Below are 18661 nucleotides of genomic sequence, written 5' to 3' on the forward strand. Positions count from 1 at the left end.
CTGGCCGGCAACCAGCGGTGCGCTTGCAACTGGAACGCCGATCCTGGCTTATCCTGGAACGCATCCATGCGTCTATGACCTGTTGGCAGGCCGTATCAGCGCGATCTGATCCGCCGGAATCAGCGTGCGCAAGGTGTTGTACAGCGCACGCGTCTCCAGCAGGTTCCACACCCGCAGCATGGTCTCCAAGGCATCCAGGGGCTTGCTGATGAAATCCTTTGCTCCCAGCGCCAGGGCCCGCAGGCGCGTGTCGCGGGTCGCGTCGGCGGTCAGCACCAGGATCGGCAGGTATTCGCCCGCCGGAATGCGCCGGTTCAACTGCTCGAGAATCGCGAAGCCATCGAACTCCGGCATGTGCAGGTCGAGAATCACCAGGTCCGGCTCGAAGCTGTTGAACAGGTCCAGGGTCCGCAATGGCTCGGTGCTGCTCAGGACATTGCTCAGGCCTTCGCGCACCAGCAATTGCTCCATCAGGTCGAGATTGGGCCGTTGATCATCGATGATCAGGATACGCAGGTCGTTGTTCACACGGGCTCCGCAAGATACTGGTCGAGGTGGGCGAGGAACGAGGGAATATGGATCGGTTTGCCCAGCACCGCTGTCGCGCCGGCCGCACACAGAGCCTGGCGGCTGGTTTCGCTGGTGTCGGTGGTCATCATCAGTACGGGCGCCGAGCGAGTGATGGGCGACTGACGCAAGAGTTGCAGGACGGTTAGCCCATCCATGTCGGGCAGCGCCACGTCGAGCAGGATCAGTTGGGGTGCATGCTGCGCGGCGAGGTCGAGCCCCAGTTGCCCCTGCATGCTCGACAGCAGCCGGATGCCTGGCCGCCTTTGCAACAGGGTCTCGACCAGGGCCAGGCTCGACAGATGATCCTCGATGTACAGCACCTGCCCGCGCCAGCTCGGCGCGACAGGCACGGAGATGTCGGCTGGCGTGTCCACCGGTGCGACGGCAGGCTCCGGGTGTTCCTGCAGGCGCACGAACGGTAACTCAAGGGTGAATCTGGAGCCCAGGCCGGGTTGGCTGTGCACCGTCAGGCTGCCTTGCATCATTTCCAGCAGGTTCTTGCTCAGCGCCAGGCCCAGGCCGCTGCCTTCGATATTCGGGTCGCTGTCCAGGCGTTCGAATGGCTTGAACAACTGCCCCAGGCGCTCGGCGGCAATGCCCTTGCCGGTGTCGCTGACCGATACGGCGATACGCTGTCGATCCACCCTGGCCTCAATGCTTACCTGGCCCTGGGGCCGGTTGTACTTGATGGCGTTGGACAGCAGGTTGAGCAGCACCTGGGTCAGGCGCTGGCGGTCGGCGAAGATGCCGCTGTCCGCTGGCAGTGCAGGTAACGGCAGCAAGCGGATGCCGGCACTGGCGGCCATCGGCGACACCAGCGCCAGGGCTTCCTGCAGGGCTTGGGCCAGGGGCACGGGTTCTAGATTCAACTGCAGGTGCCCGGCCTCGATTCGGGCAATGTCCAGCACCTCGTTGATCAGCCCCAGCAGGTGCCGGCCACCGCGCAGGATGTGCCCGACATTGGCTTGCTGCCCCGGCTGGGCGTCCATCTCCAGCAACTGGGCAAAACCCAGGATCGAGTTGAGCGGGGTGCGCAGCTCATGGCTCATGCGCGAAAGAAACTCGCTCTTGGCCCGGCTGGCCCGCTCGGCTTCCTCGCGAGCGGTGCCCAATGCGATTTCCGCTGTGCGGCGATCGGTGATGTCGCGGGTGATCTTGGAAAAGCCCCGCAGTGCGCCGCGGCTGTCGTATTGGGCGGTGATCACCACGCTGGCCCAGAAGCGGCTGCCATTCTTGCGGATGCGCCAGGCTTCCTCCATGTAGTGACCATCGCGGGTCGCCTCGCGCAGGGCATGTTCGGGGTGCGCCGGACACTCCTGCGGCAGGTAGAACAGCGAGAAATGCTGGCCGATGATTTCCTGTTCCGTGTAGCCCTTGATCCGTTCGGCGCCGGCGTTCCAGCTGGTGACGAAACCCTGGGTGTCGAGGGCGAAGATGCCATAGTCCTTCACGCCATCGATGATCAGCCGCAGCCGCTCTTCGTTGTCACGCAACGCCCGCTCACGCTCGGCGAGCAGCAGGCCGGCCTCGACCAGGCGGGTGCCGAGTTGGCCGATCTCGTCGTTTTCCGGTGGTTGCGGTTGCAGGGGTTGGCCCAGCGCCAGGCGTTGCGCATTGCCCTTGACCTGCTGCACCCGTGCAACGATGCCCTTGGACAGGAACAGCACCGCGACGATGGCGCCGAACAGGCCGCAGAAGGCCGCCAGCAACGTCGACAGCAGTAGCCGCTGGCGGGTCGCGGCGGCGGCGGCGGTCCGTTCGGCAAGCAAGGTGTCTTCAAGGGTAAGGATGGTGCCGATATGCTCGCGCAACTCATCGAGGATGTGCTTGTTGCTGATCAGGATCGGGGTGATCGTCTGCGGATTGGCCCGCTGTTCGGCGAGCATCTCCTCCAGGCCTGCGACCTTGCTGTTGATCAACGGTTCGATGGCCTCCAACTGCCGCCGCACCCGCTCATCACGGACGTTGCGGTTCAGCCGTTGCAGGGCTGCGTCGATCAGTGGCCGGGCCTTCAGGTAGCCCGGCAGGAAGTCCTCGCGTTGGGTCAGCAGATAGCCGCGCACGCTGGCTGCCGCCTCGGCGAGCAGGGTGTGCACGGTCTGGATATCGCCCTGTACCCGCAGCACCCGCCGCACATCCTCTTCGGCGTGGGCAGTCTGGCGTTCGGTGATGTAGATCAGCACCAGTGACATCAGCAGGATCACCAGGGGCAGGGAAATCACCACCAATGCCTTGTCCCGCAGCGGCAGGTCGATCCAGCGTCGGGCACGGAACAGCTTCATGGCTGGGCCACCAGGCCCAATGCAATACCCCGCACGGCGGCCTGGGTGCGATCCGCGGCGCCGAGCTTGCCGATGACCCGTTCGACATGGGCCTTGGCCGTCCCGGTGGTAATGCCGAGCCTTTCGCCGATTTCCCGGTTGCTCAGCCCGCCGGCCACCAGCCCGAGGACCTGGCGCTCGCGGGCGGTCAGGTTTTCGCTGGCCGGTGCACCATTGCCGTGGCGCTCGGTCATGCGCCGCAGCAGGCGTGCGCTGACCGCGTTGTTCAGCGCTTCTTCGCCACGCGCGACCCGTTGCAGGGCGTCGATCACCTCATCGCGGCGGGCGTCCTTGAGCAGATACCCTACGGCCCCGGCCTGCATGGCCGCCTCCAGGTGGTCCGGGCTATCGTCCATGGTGAAGATCACCACTTTCAGCGCCGGCAGCTTCTGTTGAAGGATACGCGCCGCGCCCAGGCCATTGAGCACCGGCATGCGAATGTCGAGGATGGCGATGTCGGGCAGCAGGCGCTCACACAGCTCCACGGCTTGCTGGCCGTCGCAGGCCTGGCCGACCACGTCGAATTGCGGATGGCCGGCGAGCAGGGCGACGAAACCGGTGCGGGTGACTTCATGGTCGTCGGCCAGGACCAGGCGCAGGGCGGCTGTCATTGAATGCTTTCCTCCAGGATGCAGGGTACGTCGACCAACAGTTGCGTGCCGTGTCGGACCTTACTGAGGCAAGTGAATGTCCCGCCAAGCAGGCTGGCGCGCTCCTGCATCGTTGCCAGTCCCAGGTGACGGGAATCGTGATTGTCGAGTGGCGCCGCCGCGGCGAACCCTTTGCCGTTATCGATCACTTGTAGCGAGGCCTGGCCTGCTTTCAAGGCCAGGGCCATCCGTACCTGGCTCGCCTGGGCATGCTTGAGAATATTGTTGATGCCTTCCTGGGCGATGCGAAACAGCGCGATTTCCACCGGGCTCGGTAGCCGCGCCTGGCAGCGTGCAGTCCACTGCACCTTGATACCTGCGTCGCGCAGGCGGTCGGCTTCCTTGTCGAGTGCGGTCAGCAGGCCGAAATCGTCGAGAACGGTAGGGCGCAGGCCACCGATCAGCTGGCGTCCCTCGACCACGCATTGCTGGGCCAGGCTCAGGATCGCCTGCAGGTCCGTGTCCAGCGCCTCGGGCAGGGACGGGCAACGGCCGGCAAACCCCTGCAGGCGCTGATGCAGCCCGGCGAGCGACTGGGCCAGCCCGTCATGCAGGTCGTAGGCCACGCGCTTGCGTTCGTCCTCCTGGGCCCGGAACAGTTGGCTGACCAGGTCGGAAAGGGTCCGGTCGCGGACGATCAGCGTGCTCAACAGCCGGTCGTTTTCCAGGTGTGCTGCCAACAGGGTGGCGAGCAGTTGCAGGGATTCGAGGTCTTCGTTGTCGGGTGTGGCGATGCGGGCGCTGTTGGCCAGCACCAGGATGCCGAAGGTCTGGTCGTCGCCCCCACGCAGCGGCACCCGTAGCACCTGGGACAGCAATGCGCCCGGCTGCTCCTGCCAGCAGGGGCTGCGCATGGAGCTATCCACCTGGTCGTCGAGGCTGTTCAGGCGTTCCGGCCTGCCCAGGCTGGCGGTGCGGCCGACCCGACCCTCGGCATCGCGCTCCAGCAGCAGCCCGTGGTCCATGGCCAGAAACCCGCAGGCACGGGTCAGTACACGCTCGCGCATGGCGGCAGGCGGCAACCGAATGAGCTCCTGGCCGGTATCGACCAGCAGGCGCAGGCGCGCCGCGCGACTTTGTGACTGTCGGTACTGGGTCCGGATGGCCAGGGCGCTGCCCGGATCATGAGGCAGGTTTTGCATGGTCGGGCTCCGACGCGTCGAATAGGCGTGCCCGTGCGGGCGAGGGCGCTATTAAACCGTGTAACCGCGGCCACGGCCATCTGCCGAATGGCATAGGCAAAAGACTCCGGTTGGCCGATGGCCGGCGGCCTGTCGCTTGGCAAAGTGCAGCCATCGGACACCACTGGAGAGTTGCATGATGAAAATGAAGACCTCGGCCCTTGTTCTGCTGGCGGCCCTCAGCGCCCCGTTCGCCCAGGCCGTCGAAACGGCCCCCTATGTCTACAGCGACGTCGCCGCGCAGCCGGCCAACCAGAAGGACCGCGAGATCGCCGACCTGTTCGACCGCTGGAACGCCGCCCTGAAGACCGGCAGCGCCCAGGCGGTGGTCGACCTCTACGCACCGGATGCGATGCTGCAGCCAACGGTGTCCAACCAGGTGCGCACCACTCCGGCGCAGATCAAGGACTACTTCGACCACTTCCTGGCCCTCAAGCCGATCGGGCAGATCAACTACCGCGACATCCACCGCCTGGGCAACGACGTGGCCATCGACAGCGGCGTCTACACCTTCATCCTGACCGGGACCGACGGCGCGACCCGCCAGGTGCAGGCACGCTACACCTTCGTCTACGAGCAGTTGAACGGCCAGTGGAAGATTCTCAACCATCACTCCTCGGCCATGCCGGAAGTGCAGGCCAAGCACGCGGCCAAGTGATCGTGGCGGGTTAGCCGTGCGGGCTGTTCTTTGGCGCGTAGTTGGCGAGCATGAAGAACACGCCCACCGCCAGTACGCCAATCAGCACGGCCGAGGTGGTCAGCAGCACCGAGTGCGTCGTCGAGAAGGCAGCCTTGGCCGCTTCGATCAGCTCCGTGGCCTGGCCTTCTGCCAACTGTTGCGCCACCACGTGGGCGTCCCCGATGGAACGGGTCGCCTGGCTTGCCAGCGGTTGGGCGAGGTCCGGCGGCAATTGGAGCGTGCGCCCGAACACGCTGGACATGAACACGCCAAAAAAGGTGATGCCCAGCCCGCTGCCCAGTTCATAACCCGTCGCCTCCAACGATCCCGCCGCACCGCCCTTGCTGGCGTCGACCGAGCCCATGATCGCAATGGAGGAGGCCGTCAGCCCGATGCTCAGCACCAGGCCGAGTACGCCCAGCAATGCCGGTACCCATATCCCGGGATGATGGAAGTCGGCCTTGGCCAGCAGCGCCAGGACCACCGCCGAGATCACCAGTGACAGGCTCGCCACCAGGCGCAGGCCGAACAGGTTGGTCAGGTAGCCGGCACAGGGACCGCCGATGGCTGCAGCCGTCATGATCGGGATCATGAAGATCCCGGCCTGCAACGGTGTCTTGTCCAGTACGTACTGCAGCTCCTGGGCGAGGGTCAGCTCGACGCCGGCCAGCGCACCGCAGGCAACGATGGCCATGATCATGCCCGCGAGGATTGCCGGGTGCGAGAACAACGACAGATCCAGCATCGGGTTTTGCGCGCGCAGTTGCAGGCGGGCGAATACCACCAGCAACGCCAGGCCGAAAGCCAGGATCAACAGGGCGACCGTGAGTGGCTGCGTGGCGCCGACACCGGCCTTGATGCCATACACCAGCGAAATGACCCCGGCGATCAACAGCAGTGCCTGGCCAAAGGCCCAACTGCCGGGCGTGGTGATTTCATTGCGTGGCAGCAACACAAAGGCAAACAGCAGCACGACCAGCACCACCGGGACGTTGACCAGGAATACCGAGCCCCACCAGAAATGCTCCAGCAGCATCCCGCCGATCAACGGCCCGACCGCCGCGCCAGCAGCCCCGACGGTACCCCACAGGCCCAGCGCCATGGCCCGTTCCTTTTCGTCCTCGAAGGTCCGGCGGATGATGCCCAGCACACAAGGCATGATCATCGAGCCACCCAGGGCCAGCAGCACTCGGGCGCCAATCAGCATCGCCGGGGTCAGGGCGAAGGCCGCCAGTAGGGAGGCCACGCCAAACACCAACAGGCCCGCCAGCAGGATGCGCCGGTTGCCGATCCGGTCTGCCAGGGTTCCCATGGGCACCAGCAGGCCGGCCATCAGCAGCGGGTAGATGTCGATGATCCACAGCACTTCGGTGCCGGATGCGCCAAGGGCCAGCGTCAAGGGTGGAATGGCGATGTGCAGGATCGTCATGTCGATCACGACCGGCAGGAAGGCCAGCATCACGGCGAAGAGGATCAGCCAGCGTCTGGCGGAGGAGGGGGAAGCGAACATGTGAACTCGACGCAAATCATTGCAGGAAGGCCAGTGTGCCTCGCAACGGTCGAGAGGGGTGTGAGCGATTGTGAAAGTCTGTATCCGCCCGGTACATGGCGGGCTTGCGGGGCGACCTGGGCCACCCCGCAAGATTTGTTGCATGCCCACCCGCAGGTGGGCAGCGGGATCACGGCAGGGCGTAGGCCATGACGTAATCGCCACGATCGGTCGATTGCCGCGCGCCACCGGCGGTGATCACCACGTACTGCTTGCCGGTTTTCGGCGACACGTAGGTCATCGGACCGCCCTGGCTGCCCACGGGCAGGCGGGATTTCCAGATTTCCTTGCCGTTGCCGCTGTCGAAGGCGCGCAGGTAGAAGTCCTGGGTGCCGGCGATGAACACCAGGCCGCCCTGGGTCGACAGGGTGCCACCGAGGGTCGGCAGGCCGATCGGCAGCGGCAGGTGCATGCGGATGCCCAGTGGGCCGGTATCTTCCACGGTGCCGACCGGAACCTGCCAGGCGACCTGGCGGGTCTTCATGTCGATCGCTGTCAGGGTGCCATACGGCGGAGCCTGGCACGGAATGCCGGCGACCGAGAGGAAGCGGTTCTTGTTCACCGCATACGGCGTGCCCTTGAGCGGCACCGCGCCCATGCCGGTGTTCAACGCTTCACCGCCACCTGCGGCGGCGCCCTTGTTGGCCGACGGGATCATCTGGATCCACAGCCCCAGGCGCATGTCGTTGACGAAGATGAAGCCATTCACCGGGTCGGTGGACAGGCTGCCCCAGTTCATGCCGCCCAGGGAACCCGGGAAGCTCAGCGACAGGTCGGTGCCTGGTGCGGTGTAGAGACCGTCGTAGCGCATCTTCTTGAAGTCGATACGGCACAGCAACTGGTCAAACGGGGTCGCGCCCCACATGTCCGACTCGGTCAGGGTCTGGGCACCGATCTGCGGCATGCCGACCGATTTCGGCTGGGTAGGCGAGTAGGGCTCGTTGGGGATGTTGGAGGCCTTGACCGGCACTTCCTCGACCTTGGTCAGCGGCTGGCCGGTGGCACGATCGAGCACGTAGATCTGCCCGGCCTTGGTGCCGATGACCACGGCAGGTACCTGCTTGCCGTCATCCTTGGTGAAGTCGATCAGGCTCGGCTGCATCGGCAGGTCGAAGTCCCAGAGATCGTTGTGCACGGTCTGGTAGACCCACTTCTCGGCGCCGGTGCTGGCATCCAGCGCGACGACCGAAGCGCCGTACTTGTGGTTCAGGTCGGTACGCTCGACACCATAGATGTCGGTGGACGAGCTGCCCATCGGCAGGAACACGGTGTTCATCGCCGGGTCGTAGGACATCGGCGCCCAGCTGTTCGGGGTGCTGCGCACGTAGGTCTTGCCGGCTTCCGGCGCCTGCTTGTCCTCCGGGTTGCCCGGGTCGAACGCCCAGCGCATGGCGCCGGTGATCACGTCGAAACCGCGAATCACGCCACCTGGCATGTCGGTCTGGACGTTGTCGGCGACACGACCGCCGACCACCACGGTGGTACCGGCCATCAGTGGTGCGGACGACAGTTGGTAGTAGGAGTCCGGCACGTCACCGAGACCGGCCTTGAGGTCGACCTGGCCGTGGTTGCCGAAGCCTTCGCAGAAGGCACCGGTGTCGGCGTCGACCGCGATCAGGCGGGCGTCGATGGTGTTGGTCAGCAGGCGACGCTGGCAGTTGGCGCCGGCCGGCACGCTGGCGGCGATCACTGGCACGCTGTTCGGCTGGCTCGGCTGCACCAGCGGCTGGGTCGCATCGAAGTAGGCCATGCCGCGGCAACGCTGCCAGACCTTGGACTGGGCGTTGATCGGGTTTTTCCACAGTTCCTTGCCGGTATCGGCATCCAGCGCGATCAGGCTGTTGTGCGGGGTGCAGATGAACACCTTGTTGCCGATCTGCAGCGGGGTTAGCTGGTCTTCGGCACCGTTGCCGTCGCTGATGGCCACGTCGCCGGTGTGGTAGGTCCAGGCGACCTTCAGCTGGTTGATGTTGGAACGGTTGATCTGGTCCAGCGCGGCGAAGCGGCTACCACCCTCGGTGTTGCCATAGTGCGCCCAGTTCTTCTGCGCCTTGGCCGGGTCGACCGGTGTCAGCGCCGGGCCGTCGCCCTTGGCTGCCACGCTTGGGTGAGCGACGAACATGTTGCCCACAGCCCACACCAGCCCGACCGCCAGTACCCCGGCCAGGCCGTAGGCACCGCGCCCGGCAGTGCCGCCGGCAGCGCGTACCAGGGTCGGGTAGATCAGCGCCACGACCAGGCCGATGGCGCTGAACATGAACAGGCGGGAGAACATCGGCCAGAAGCTGCGGTCGGTGTCGACCATCGCCCAGACGGCGGTGCCCACCAGGAAGGCAGCGAACAGCCAGGCACCGACCGGCTTGCGGCGGGCGATCAGCAGGCCGGCGATGGCCATGGCCAGGCCTCCGACAAGGAAGTACCCACTGCCGCCCAGGGTGACCAGGCGTACACCGCCTGCGGCCAGGGCAAGGCCAAGCAGGGCGATGATCACGCCCAGTCCGGAAAGGATGAATCTGCTGGGGCCGCTGGCCCGAGGAGGTTGTGTCATTGCGGAACATCTCGCTGTGTGAATGCGGGGGCGACTATACCCTTAGCTTGCTAATTAACTAAATAGTTAATTTGAAAAAATGCGACAAACTCTCGCAAGGCCTGGCCTTGACAAAAGCAGATTAGCCCCGCTGATTGCGTTCTGCCTGTTGGAAACGGCTGATGTCCAAAAGAGCAGCACTCAAGTGCCGGAGTCGGTGTCCGATTGCTGGATGCTCAGGCAAAACTTGTACAAGAAATTATACTTGTACAATATGGGTGATCGTCGTTATCCGCCGGAGGACTTCCCATGAACCTGCAGCACCTGACCGAGCTGGCGAGCGCCGGCGCGATCGATGAGCTTGAACTGCTGTCCCTGGAGGGCGGCTTCTACATCTTGCGTGCCATGACCAGCCGCGGACCACGAACCTTGTGTGATGCTCGCGGTGAAGCCTTGCATCTGCGCTCGACAACCGAGTTGCGCCAACTGCTCGCCGATGTGCCGCCGCTGCGTTGTACGCTGGTACAGCAGGTGGTGCACGACGAGATGTGCGGACAGCGCAGTGGACCGATGGAACCATTGCGGGTGCCGGTAACGCTGGCCATCCAGTGGTAGCGCAGGACATGCGGCTGGGCCTGGTGCTCGGCGACCAGCTCTCGTTCGACCTGGCGGTGTTGCGTGCGCTGGACCCGGCGCGCGACGCCTTGCTGATGGCCGAGGTCGAGGGGGAGGCGCGCTATGTGCCCCATCACCCACAGAAGATCGTGCTGATCTTCAGCGCCATGCGCCATTTCGCACAGGCCCTGCGTGACCGGGGCTGGCAAGTGCACTATGTACGACTGGACGAACCGGGCAACACGGGCAGCATTGCTGGCGAACTGCGCCGCTGGCAGGCCAGACTCGGCGTGGACGAATTGCATGTGACTGAATGCGGCGAATGGCGCCTGGAGCAGGCGCTGCGCGAAGCCGGGCTGCCGCTGACCTGGCATCGCGATACGCGGTTCCTCTGCTCACGGCAGGCATTCGCACGCTGGGCCTCAGGTCGCACACAGTTGCGCATGGAGCACTTCTATCGGGGCATGCGCAAACGTTGCAACCTGTTGCTGGAGCCCGATGGCAACCCGGTCGGTGGTGCGTGGAATTTCGACGGCGACAACCGCAAATCGTTGCCGCGCGGCCTGCGTGGGCCATTTCCGGCGCATTTCACCCAGGATGCGATCACCGCCGCAGTGGTTGACCTGGTGCGGGTACGTTTCCCGGAGCATTACGGTACGGTCGATGCCTTCGACTACCCGGTGACCCACGAACAGGCCGGGGAACTGTGGACGCATTTCCTTGAGTTCGGCCTGGCGGCGTTTGGTGATTATCAGGACGCGATGGCCGAGGGCGAACCCTATCTGTTCCATGCGCGTATCAGTGCCGCGCTGAACATTGGCCTGCTGGATGTCCGCCAGCTGTGCGACGACGTCGACACCGCCTGGCGCGAGGGACGGGTGCCGCTCAACGCCGCCGAGGGCTTCATTCGCCAACTGATCGGTTGGCGCGAGTACGTGCGAGGCATCTACTGGCTGCGCATGCCCGAATATGCCAGGCTCAACCACCTGGGTAACGAGCGCCCGCTACCGGCGTTCTACTGGACCGGTAATACCCGCATGCGCTGCATGGAACAGGTCATCGGCCAGACCCTGGAACTGGGCTATGCCCACCATATCCAGCGGCTGATGGTCACCGGCAACTTCGCGCTGCTGGCCGGCATTGCGCCTACCGCGATCTGCGAATGGTACCTGGCGGTCTACCTGGACGCCTTCGACTGGGTCGAACTGCCCAACACCCTGGGCATGGTGATGCATGCCGACGGCGGCTACCTGGGTTCCAAACCCTATTGCGCCAGTGGCCGCTATATCCAGCGCATGTCCGATCATTGCCAGGCATGTAGCTACAAGGTCACAAAGGCGGTGGAGGAGGATGCCTGTCCATTCAATGCACTGTACTGGCATTTCCTCATTCGCCATCGCCAGCCCCTGGCGGAGAACCCGCGACTGGCCTTGGTCTATCGCAATCTCGACAGCCTGCCGCAGGCTCGGCGCGAAGCGTTGTGGGCGCGCGGCCAAGTCCTCTTGGCGCGGCTGGACGATGGACAGGCGTTGTGAAAGGGGCGCGACTTCGGGGGGCTTTCCATTACTTCAGGAGGGTGCGCCGAATTAATGTCGGAAAGCTTTATCGTTGATTCATGCAAAAGTTTCAACTTCAACCAATCACGAACCTTCCCGCTGCGTCACTGGCATGTCAGTTTGCGTCAATTCAGGCCTATATTTCATAGACTGTTAAATATATTGACGCTGAGATGGAGGATGGCTTGACAATAAACTGGCGGGCGATAATTCCTCATCTGATGTGGGGTTGAAAATACCGTTGACCCTTCACAAAAGCTTCGACTATTCTGCGTCAATAAATTGTAGACATAAGGTATACATTGCCTTGGGGCCCAGCTGAACAGAGCTTTCGCCCGTTACTTTCCTCTCGAATGCATTCCCGTCGGCTTGAACGTCGCCCCAACGGGCGAGCACCGTCGATGTTTGGCTATTGGCCGCTCACGACTTTGTTTTCTTGAACTTACAAGTTGAGTTCAACTTGCTCGTGCGCGAATAGCTCTTGGGTTCGGCTTCTTGAGGTTAAAGATCTGCAATTGAACGAATGTCTTTAGATGCCAAAAACAATTATCACAGGAGACACATCGCGGTGACTACAAGCACTATTTCCATCGAGGACGTACCGATCAACAACTTCCATCAGTTGATGACGGTGCGCGCTGGCGGCGGCTGGATTCTGGATGGCTACATCCTGAGTATCATCGGGGTGGTGATCGTCCAGTTCTCCGAGTACCTGAAGCTGGATTCGTTCTGGCAGGGCCTGGTTGCCGCGTCGGCGATGCTGGGGACCTTCTGCAGCGGTTTTCTCGGTGGATGGCTGACCGACAGGATCGGCCGGCGCCGGCTGTTTTTTGTCGGCCCGATTCTTTTTATCGTCGGCTCGGTGGGCTCCTTCTGGGTCGAATCGGGCATGGCGCTGTTCATCCTGCGGTTTCTGGTCGGGGTTGGCGTTGGCCTTGAATACCCGGTGGCCGGCTCGTTGCTCACCGAGTTCCTGCCGCAGAAACATCGCGGTCGTCGCCTCGCAGCGCTGACCATCCTGTGGTTTGCCGGTGCGGCGCTGGCCTACATGGTCGGCAACTTCATCCTGGCCCGTGGTGGGGACGATGCCTGGCGACTGGTGCTGGCCAGCTCGGCGGTACTCGGCGTGCTGCTGTTCGTCATTCGCCTGGGCACTCCCGAATCCCCACGCTGGCTGATGAGCAAGGGCCGCCTGGGCGAGGCGGAGAGCATCATCAAGAAGGTCTACGGGGCGTCATTTTCCCTGGCGAACATGCCCGAACAGGCGGTAGAGAAAAAGGTCTCCCTGAGTGACCTGATGCGCTCGGGCTACGGCAAGCGGATGTTCTTTGTCGCAATGTTCTGGAGCGCGGCGGTCGTTCCGATGTTCGCCGTGTATTCGTTCGCCCCGGTCGTGTTGCAGGCGCTGAATCTCAAGGGTGAATGGGCGTCCTTTGGCTCTGTGCTGATTACGCTGTTGTTCGTGGTCGGTTGCATTGTCGCCACCCGGATGATCGACACCCTCGGCCGACGCCCGCTGATCATCCACAGCTTCCTCTGGTCAACCCTGGCGTTGCTCGGCCTCGGCCTGTTTTCCAGCGGCTCCGAAATCCTGGTGTTGGTGCTGTTCGGTGCCTATGCGTTGTTCATTGGCGGCGCGCAGGTACTGGAACTGGTGTATCCCAACGAACTGTTCCCCACGGAAATCCGCGCATTCGCGGTTGGCATGGGCTCGTCCATGTCCCGTATCGGGTCTGCCGCCGGCACCTGGCTGGTGTCTATCTCGCTGCAGGGCATCGGTATCGGCAACACCATGCTGATTGCCGCACTGGTCTCGCTCGTCGGCCTGGTCGTGTCGGTCTGGCTGGCCCCGGAAACCCGAGGCATGACCCTGGAAATGGCGGCTTCGCTGGAACGTTGATCGAAAGCGCCGCCGCAGGTTTGCCTGCGGCGGCGTTCATGACTGGTGGGTACACGCGTAAAGGCTGCCTGGTCAGTTCAGCAACTGCGCAATGCTCGCGTTGAACTCGTTGATGGTGAATGGCTTCGCCAGCAGTCGGGCCTGCTCATGCTGCTCCGCAGCCTCGGTTGCCGCGCCGACAAAACCTGAAATGAACAGGATCTTGAGGGTCGGCCGGATGGCCCAGGCGGCCTTGGCCACCCCGTGACCATTCATGTCTCCGGGCAGGATGAGATCCGTCACTACCAGTTGAAGATCCGGTATGTCGTTCATCCGCTGCAAGGCCTCGCTGGGCGTGCCCACCTCGGTCACCTTGAAGCCCAGGTCCTGCAAGGCTTCTCCCACCAGTTCACGTATGGCGACTTCATCATCGATGACTATTGCCGAGCCGCGAGTTATCGAGGCCGCGCCAGCGTTCTCGCTTGCAGGGGGGAGCGCCTCGGTCGGCGCGCTGCCGTGGTGGATCGGTAAAAACAGGCTGACCGAAGTACCTTTGCCCAGCACCGAGTCGATTCGTGCAGCCCCGGAGGCTTTACGCACGAAGTCCTGGACCATGGACAAGCCCAGCCCCGTACCCGCGCCCAGGGGCTTGGTCGTGAAGAACGGCTCGAACGCGCGCTCGGCCACGCTGGCCGGCATGCCCATCCCCGTATCAGTGATGCGAATCCGTACATAGTCTCCCGCGGGCAAATCACGGTCCGTCGAATCGGCGTCCAGGCTAGTCCCGAGCACCTCGATCTCCAGCCGGCCGCCTTGAGGCATCGCGTCGCGAGCATTGATGCACAGGTTCAACAGGGCGTTTTCAAATTGATGGGTATCGCAATAGCAAAGCGCCGAGTTAGTTGATGTCAACAACTCGAACTCGATACGCGGCGTCAGCGTCCTGGCAATCAGGTCCTTCATGTCCTGGAGCAGCAGGGCAGGGTCGACCGTTCCACTCGCGAGGGGGTGTCGCTTGGCGTAGGCCAGCAAGCGGTGGGTCAGTGAGCTGGCCCTGCGAGTGGCTGTCCTGGACAGGGCGAGGTAGCGATCAAGCTCGCCGAGCCGTCCCTGCGCGAGGCGTTGCTCGATCATGTCCTGGGTGCCGCTGATAACCGTGAGAAGGTTGTTGAAATCATGCGCCAGCCCTCCCGTCAGTTGTCCCAGCGACTCCATTTTCTGGCTCTGCTGCAACTGGGAACTGACCTGTTCAAATGCCTGCTGTCGCTCCCGGTACTGGGTGATATCGCGTGCTACGGCAAAGTAACGGCCTGGCCGCCCAGCGATTCGCCAGTTCAGCAGCAGGGGCTGGCCATTGCTGCGCACGCTGTGCGTGTCGAGTTCGGCGATCGGCCGGTCATTCAGGCTGCGCAGGGCGTCCGATAATTGCGCAGGTGAAATGAAGCTGTAGAACGCGCCCTCCCTGAGCTGCTGGTCGGTCCAGCCGGTCTCGACCTGCCACGCAGGGTTCATCGCCAGTACCTCACCGCTGTCGGACAAGGTGCAGATCAGGTCGGGAGAGACTTTCCAGATGCTGTCGCGCTCATCCGTACGCCGCTCGACCTCATCCTCCAGGGTCTTGTTGACGCGTTCCAGCGCCCTGAGGCTGCGGCGGAACATGGAGCATACGACCGCCATGCCCAAGGTGACCAAGCCAAAGCTCAGGCTGTTGATCCAGGCTGTCCACTCTGCCTCGAATCCGATCGGGCCGATGAAGAAATACTCCGCCGCCAGCATGGCCAACGTGCATCCCAACACCGATGGCCCGAAGCCGAACCAGAAACCGATGAACATCAGGCCGGGTATGAAGAAGAGATAGGGGAGTGCAGTGGCGGGCATCTGTGCACGCGCCGCGCAACAGAATGCGACTACCAGTGCGGCCCCCAGGTAACGCGCCACATGATTGAGCCGGGCTCGTTCCCAACGTTGAAGAGTATTGGCGGTCCATCTGAAAAAGCGAGTCAAGAATTACTCCGGCATGGGCTGGCACTGATCATGGCGGCAAGCCTCTATACTGCCGCATTGTAGTTCACCGCCTACGCCGCACCATGGACAGATAGGCGATTTGGCCTGGACCGGCCAATGGTTTTTTTCATATTCAATGCCCAGCACGTCGCATGGCCCTGTTGAACCAGGAATGCATAGGCTGGCAGCGCGGTCCATGACCACGTGTTTTCAATATCGCAACTGGAGTGACCATGGACAATTCGACAATCCTGCAAGATGAACGCTTGCGCCTGGTCGAAGTGGATCGTTTGACGTCCGAGCTTTCGAGCGGTTCCGACCCGGTGCTCAATAGCGTGGTGTCGATGCTCTGCGCCTACTTCGATGTTCCGACCGCGCTGGTCAGCATCATCGACCGCGACTATCAGATCTTCAAGGCTCGGTTGGGCATGGTGCCGGAGCGTACGCCGAGGGAGATGTCATTCTGTGCCCTTGACCTGGGCGATGCGGTGCTGGAGATCTGCGATGCACTGAGCGATTCCCGCGTGGTCGACAACCCCTTGGTGACGGGAGCCCCCTACATACGCTACTACGCCGGGGCGCCACTGGTGATTGAACCAGGGCTGAGCCTGGGTCGGCTGTGCATCATCGACAACAAGTCGCGACCGACCCTGAGCGAGCGGGACCAGGCCCTGCTCAGTGACGCTGCGCGGATCGTGGTGTCGCGCTTGCAGTCCATTCACCAGCAGCATTTCTACGACCCGATGACCGGCCTGCCAAACCGCCGACGCTTCGAAGCGGACCAGCATCACGCGGCATTTGTGGGCCAGGTGGCGGTGTTCATCGAGCCGGTTTCGGCTTCGGGCATGGACCGGCTGGTAAAAGCCCTCGGCGTCGACTTCTTTGCCAATTTCATGCTGGCGGTCAAGGAAGCCTTGCTGGTGGCGCTACCCGAAGGCTCGCGCCTGTATCGAACCAGCACCCTGAGCTTCCTGACCCTGGTCGAGGCCGGCGAGGCGACCTCATTGCCGGAGCGCCTCGGGAGCATCGTGTCGGCGCTGAGCCGAACGCTCTACTGCGATAACATTCCGGTGTTCGCGGACGTCGGCATCAGCGTTCTGCAGCTCGGCGTCGAAGCCGACGCATCGATCGACAATCTGCGCCTGTTGGCCAGCATGACTGACGCGGCGCGCCAGAGCGAACATCGCTGGCTGGGCTACGACCCGCTGATCGATGCCAGCCTGCGTCGCAGTACCGTCCTGCTCAACGCTCTCGAGGCGGCGCTGGTCGCTCCAGACCAACTGCGACTCGTCTATCAGCCGAGGATAGACCTGGCGAGCAATCGTTGTGTTGCCGTCGAGGCGCTTTTGCGCTGGAGGCATCCAACACTGGGTGAAATCGGTCCCGCCGAATTCATTCCATTGGCCGAAACCACCGCATCGATCCGCGGTATCACGCGTTGGGTGGTTCGGCACGTCTGCGAACAACTGGCCAAGTGGCGGGCCGAGGGACTGGAACTGATCGTATCGCTGAACATCTCTGCACTCGACCTCTGCGACGGCCACCTCGTGGACGACCTGAGCCGTGCCATGGGCGAATACAACGTGGATGCTCGATATATCGAGCTTGAATTCACGGAGAGCGTGCTGGTGACCGACCTGGACATGGTGCGAGAACAACTGCAGCGTTTCCGCTCACTGGGGGTCGCGATTGGTATCGACGATTTTGGCAGCGGCTACAGCAACTGGGCGTATCTGCGCAGCATCCCGGCCACCAGCGTCAAGCTTGACCGCTCGCTGCTGGCGAACCTGCAGCCGGGTAACAGCGAGTGGCACATTATCCGCGGGCTGATCAGCCTCATGCGCGACTTGCGCCTCACCGTCGTTGCCGAGGGCATAGAAACGGACCTGCACCATCACCTGCTTCGGGGCTGGGGGTGTGATCAGGGTCAGGGTTATTACTACTCGAAGCCCAAGTCGGTAGCGGAACTGGCCGCATGGCTGAAGGAGGAGGGTGAGGGGCGCCTCGGCTAGGTACTGCTGGCGGTGCGTGGGTCAGAGACTGTCTGGATCGCCACAGAACATCTGAATGCGCGAGCGCAACCAGCGCTCGCCCGGATCGTTATCCTGCGAACCGCGCCAGGCCATGTGCAGCTCGAAGCTCTGCACCGGAATCGGCGGATCCTCGGCCCGTACACCGCCGGCAGCGGTCAAGGCGTCGGCGGTGTAGTCGGGGATGGTGGCAATAATGTCGGTGCCGCTGATCAGCGTGCCCAGGCCGTTGAACTGCGGTACCGCCAGCACCACATGGCGCTTGCGGTCGAGCTTTTCCAGTTCCGTATCGATGAAACCGCTCAGGTCGCCAGCGAAGGACACCAATGCATGGGGACGGCAGCAGAAGTCGTCCAGAGTCAGCGGGCCGGGCATGGTGTCGGCTCGCAGCACTTTCGGCGAACTGCGGCGCAATACCTTGCGCTTGGCATTGGCCGGCAGGTCGGAGGTGTAGCACACACCGATGGAGATCTCGCCGGAACTGAGCTTGGCCGGAACCAGCAGGTAGTTGACGCGCCGCACCACCAGCACGATGCCCGGTGCTTCCGCACGCAGGCGCTTGAGCAGTTGCGGCAACAGGGCGAACTCGACGTCGTCGGACAGGCCGATACGGAAAACCTGGGTGCTGGTCGCCAGATCGAACTCGGAAGCACGACTCACCGCCGTGGAGATCGAGTCCAGGGCAGGCGAGAGCAGGGCGAAGATTTCCTCGGCACGGGCCGTCGGCTCCATGCTGCGCCCGGTGCGCACGAACAGCGGGTCATCGAACAGCCCGCGCAGGCGCGACAGCGCCGCACTGATCGCCGGCTGGCCGAGAAACAGCTTTTCCGCAGCCCGGGTCACGCTGCGCTCGTGCATCAAGGTTTCGAACACAATCAGCAGGTTCAGGTCGACGCGACGCAGGTCGTTACGGTTCATCGGGCTCGCTTCACAAGACGGTCAATAACGTAAGAGATGAATCTTACGGGCAAAAGCGTTCGATTCGTACTGGAAAAATGAACTTTCCTGCATAACAGGGTCATTGCAGCGCCAAGGGCGCTATGTCGAGGGTTTCCCTGGCAGTTCATGCAGGCTTTTCTCACGCTAACGGCCCCCTACGG

At 63.1% G+C, this 18661-nt stretch carries 13 protein-coding genes; 5 read left to right on the plus strand and 8 right to left on the minus strand.

Annotated elements, in window-relative coordinates; all coding sequences use genetic code 11:
• Nucleotides 1-72 precede the first annotated feature (72 nt).
• Genes AC6I6U_RS18820 through AC6I6U_RS18835 form a run of 4 tightly spaced genes read right to left on the minus strand, consistent with a single transcriptional unit; the run spans nucleotide 73 to nucleotide 4683 of the window.
• Nucleotides 73-528 (minus strand): response regulator, encoded by a 456-nt coding sequence (locus AC6I6U_RS18820; protein ID WP_497877531.1) that lies wholly within the window; start codon nucleotides 526-528, stop codon nucleotides 73-75.
• Nucleotides 525-2852: an ATP-binding protein gene (locus tag AC6I6U_RS18825; protein WP_497877532.1), complete on the minus strand. Its 2328-nt coding sequence runs from the start codon at nucleotides 2850-2852 to the stop codon at nucleotides 525-527. The genes AC6I6U_RS18820 and AC6I6U_RS18825 overlap by 4 nt, the downstream gene beginning before the upstream one ends.
• The gene (locus tag AC6I6U_RS18830; protein WP_497877533.1) at nucleotides 2849-3502 is read right to left on the minus strand and encodes a response regulator; all 654 of its coding nucleotides are present in this window, start codon (nucleotides 3500-3502) and stop codon (nucleotides 2849-2851) included. The genes AC6I6U_RS18825 and AC6I6U_RS18830 overlap by 4 nt, the downstream gene beginning before the upstream one ends.
• Nucleotides 3499-4683, minus strand: a complete 1185-nt coding sequence (locus AC6I6U_RS18835; protein WP_497877534.1) for a sensor histidine kinase — start codon at nucleotides 4681-4683, stop codon at nucleotides 3499-3501. The genes AC6I6U_RS18830 and AC6I6U_RS18835 overlap by 4 nt, the downstream gene beginning before the upstream one ends.
• 178 nt (nucleotides 4684-4861) lie before the next feature.
• On the opposite strand from AC6I6U_RS18835, the gene AC6I6U_RS18840 reads away from it, so the two are divergent.
• Complete coding sequence (locus AC6I6U_RS18840; RefSeq protein WP_497883066.1) at nucleotides 4862-5380, plus strand: SgcJ/EcaC family oxidoreductase; 519 nt, start codon at nucleotides 4862-4864, stop codon at nucleotides 5378-5380.
• A 10-nt stretch (nucleotides 5381-5390) separates the two neighbouring features.
• Here AC6I6U_RS18840 and AC6I6U_RS18845 read toward each other — a convergent pair whose 3' ends face one another.
• Together AC6I6U_RS18845 and AC6I6U_RS18850 are read right to left on the minus strand one after the other, a co-directional pair.
• Nucleotides 5391-6911 carry an MFS transporter gene (locus tag AC6I6U_RS18845; RefSeq protein WP_497877535.1) on the minus strand — a complete coding sequence of 507 codons (1521 nt, stop codon included), beginning with the start codon at nucleotides 6909-6911 and terminating at the stop codon, nucleotides 5391-5393.
• Between the two features lie 169 nt (nucleotides 6912-7080).
• Nucleotides 7081-9498: a glucose/quinate/shikimate family membrane-bound PQQ-dependent dehydrogenase gene (locus AC6I6U_RS18850; RefSeq protein WP_497877536.1), complete on the minus strand. Its 2418-nt coding sequence runs from the start codon at nucleotides 9496-9498 to the stop codon at nucleotides 7081-7083.
• Between the two features lie 288 nt (nucleotides 9499-9786).
• Here AC6I6U_RS18850 and AC6I6U_RS18855 point away from each other — a divergent pair, with 288 nt between their 5' ends.
• The 3 genes from AC6I6U_RS18855 to AC6I6U_RS18865 all read left to right on the plus strand — a co-directional run bounded on the left by AC6I6U_RS18855 (nucleotide 9787) and on the right by AC6I6U_RS18865 (nucleotide 13548).
• The gene (locus AC6I6U_RS18855; RefSeq protein WP_497877537.1) at nucleotides 9787-10092 is read left to right on the plus strand and encodes a DUF6482 family protein; all 306 of its coding nucleotides are present in this window, start codon (nucleotides 9787-9789) and stop codon (nucleotides 10090-10092) included.
• Between the two features lie 8 nt (nucleotides 10093-10100).
• Nucleotides 10101-11627 (plus strand): cryptochrome/photolyase family protein, encoded by a 1527-nt coding sequence (locus tag AC6I6U_RS18860; RefSeq protein ID WP_497877538.1) that lies wholly within the window; start codon nucleotides 10101-10103, stop codon nucleotides 11625-11627.
• 589 nt (nucleotides 11628-12216) lie between these two features.
• The gene (locus tag AC6I6U_RS18865; RefSeq protein WP_497877539.1) at nucleotides 12217-13548 is read left to right on the plus strand and encodes an MFS transporter; all 1332 of its coding nucleotides are present in this window, start codon (nucleotides 12217-12219) and stop codon (nucleotides 13546-13548) included.
• A 72-nt stretch (nucleotides 13549-13620) separates the two neighbouring features.
• Here the strand turns inward: AC6I6U_RS18865 and AC6I6U_RS18870 are convergent, their stop codons facing one another.
• On the minus strand, nucleotides 13621-15405 hold the full coding sequence (locus AC6I6U_RS18870; RefSeq protein ID WP_497877540.1) for an ATP-binding protein: 1785 nt from the start codon (nucleotides 15403-15405) through the stop codon (nucleotides 13621-13623).
• A gap of 359 nt (nucleotides 15406-15764) precedes the next feature.
• On the opposite strand from AC6I6U_RS18870, the gene AC6I6U_RS18875 reads away from it, so the two are divergent.
• Nucleotides 15765-17543, plus strand: coding sequence for a sensor domain-containing phosphodiesterase (locus tag AC6I6U_RS18875; protein WP_497877541.1), 1779 nt, complete (start codon nucleotides 15765-15767; stop codon nucleotides 17541-17543).
• A gap of 21 nt (nucleotides 17544-17564) precedes the next feature.
• On the opposite strand, the gene AC6I6U_RS18880 is transcribed toward AC6I6U_RS18875, so the two are convergent.
• Nucleotides 17565-18479, minus strand: coding sequence for a LysR family transcriptional regulator (locus AC6I6U_RS18880; protein ID WP_497877542.1), 915 nt, complete (start codon nucleotides 18477-18479; stop codon nucleotides 17565-17567).
• Nucleotides 18480-18661: the final 182 nt, after the last annotated feature.

Source organism: Pseudomonas sp. UTLPPB19802 (assembly GCF_059730225.1).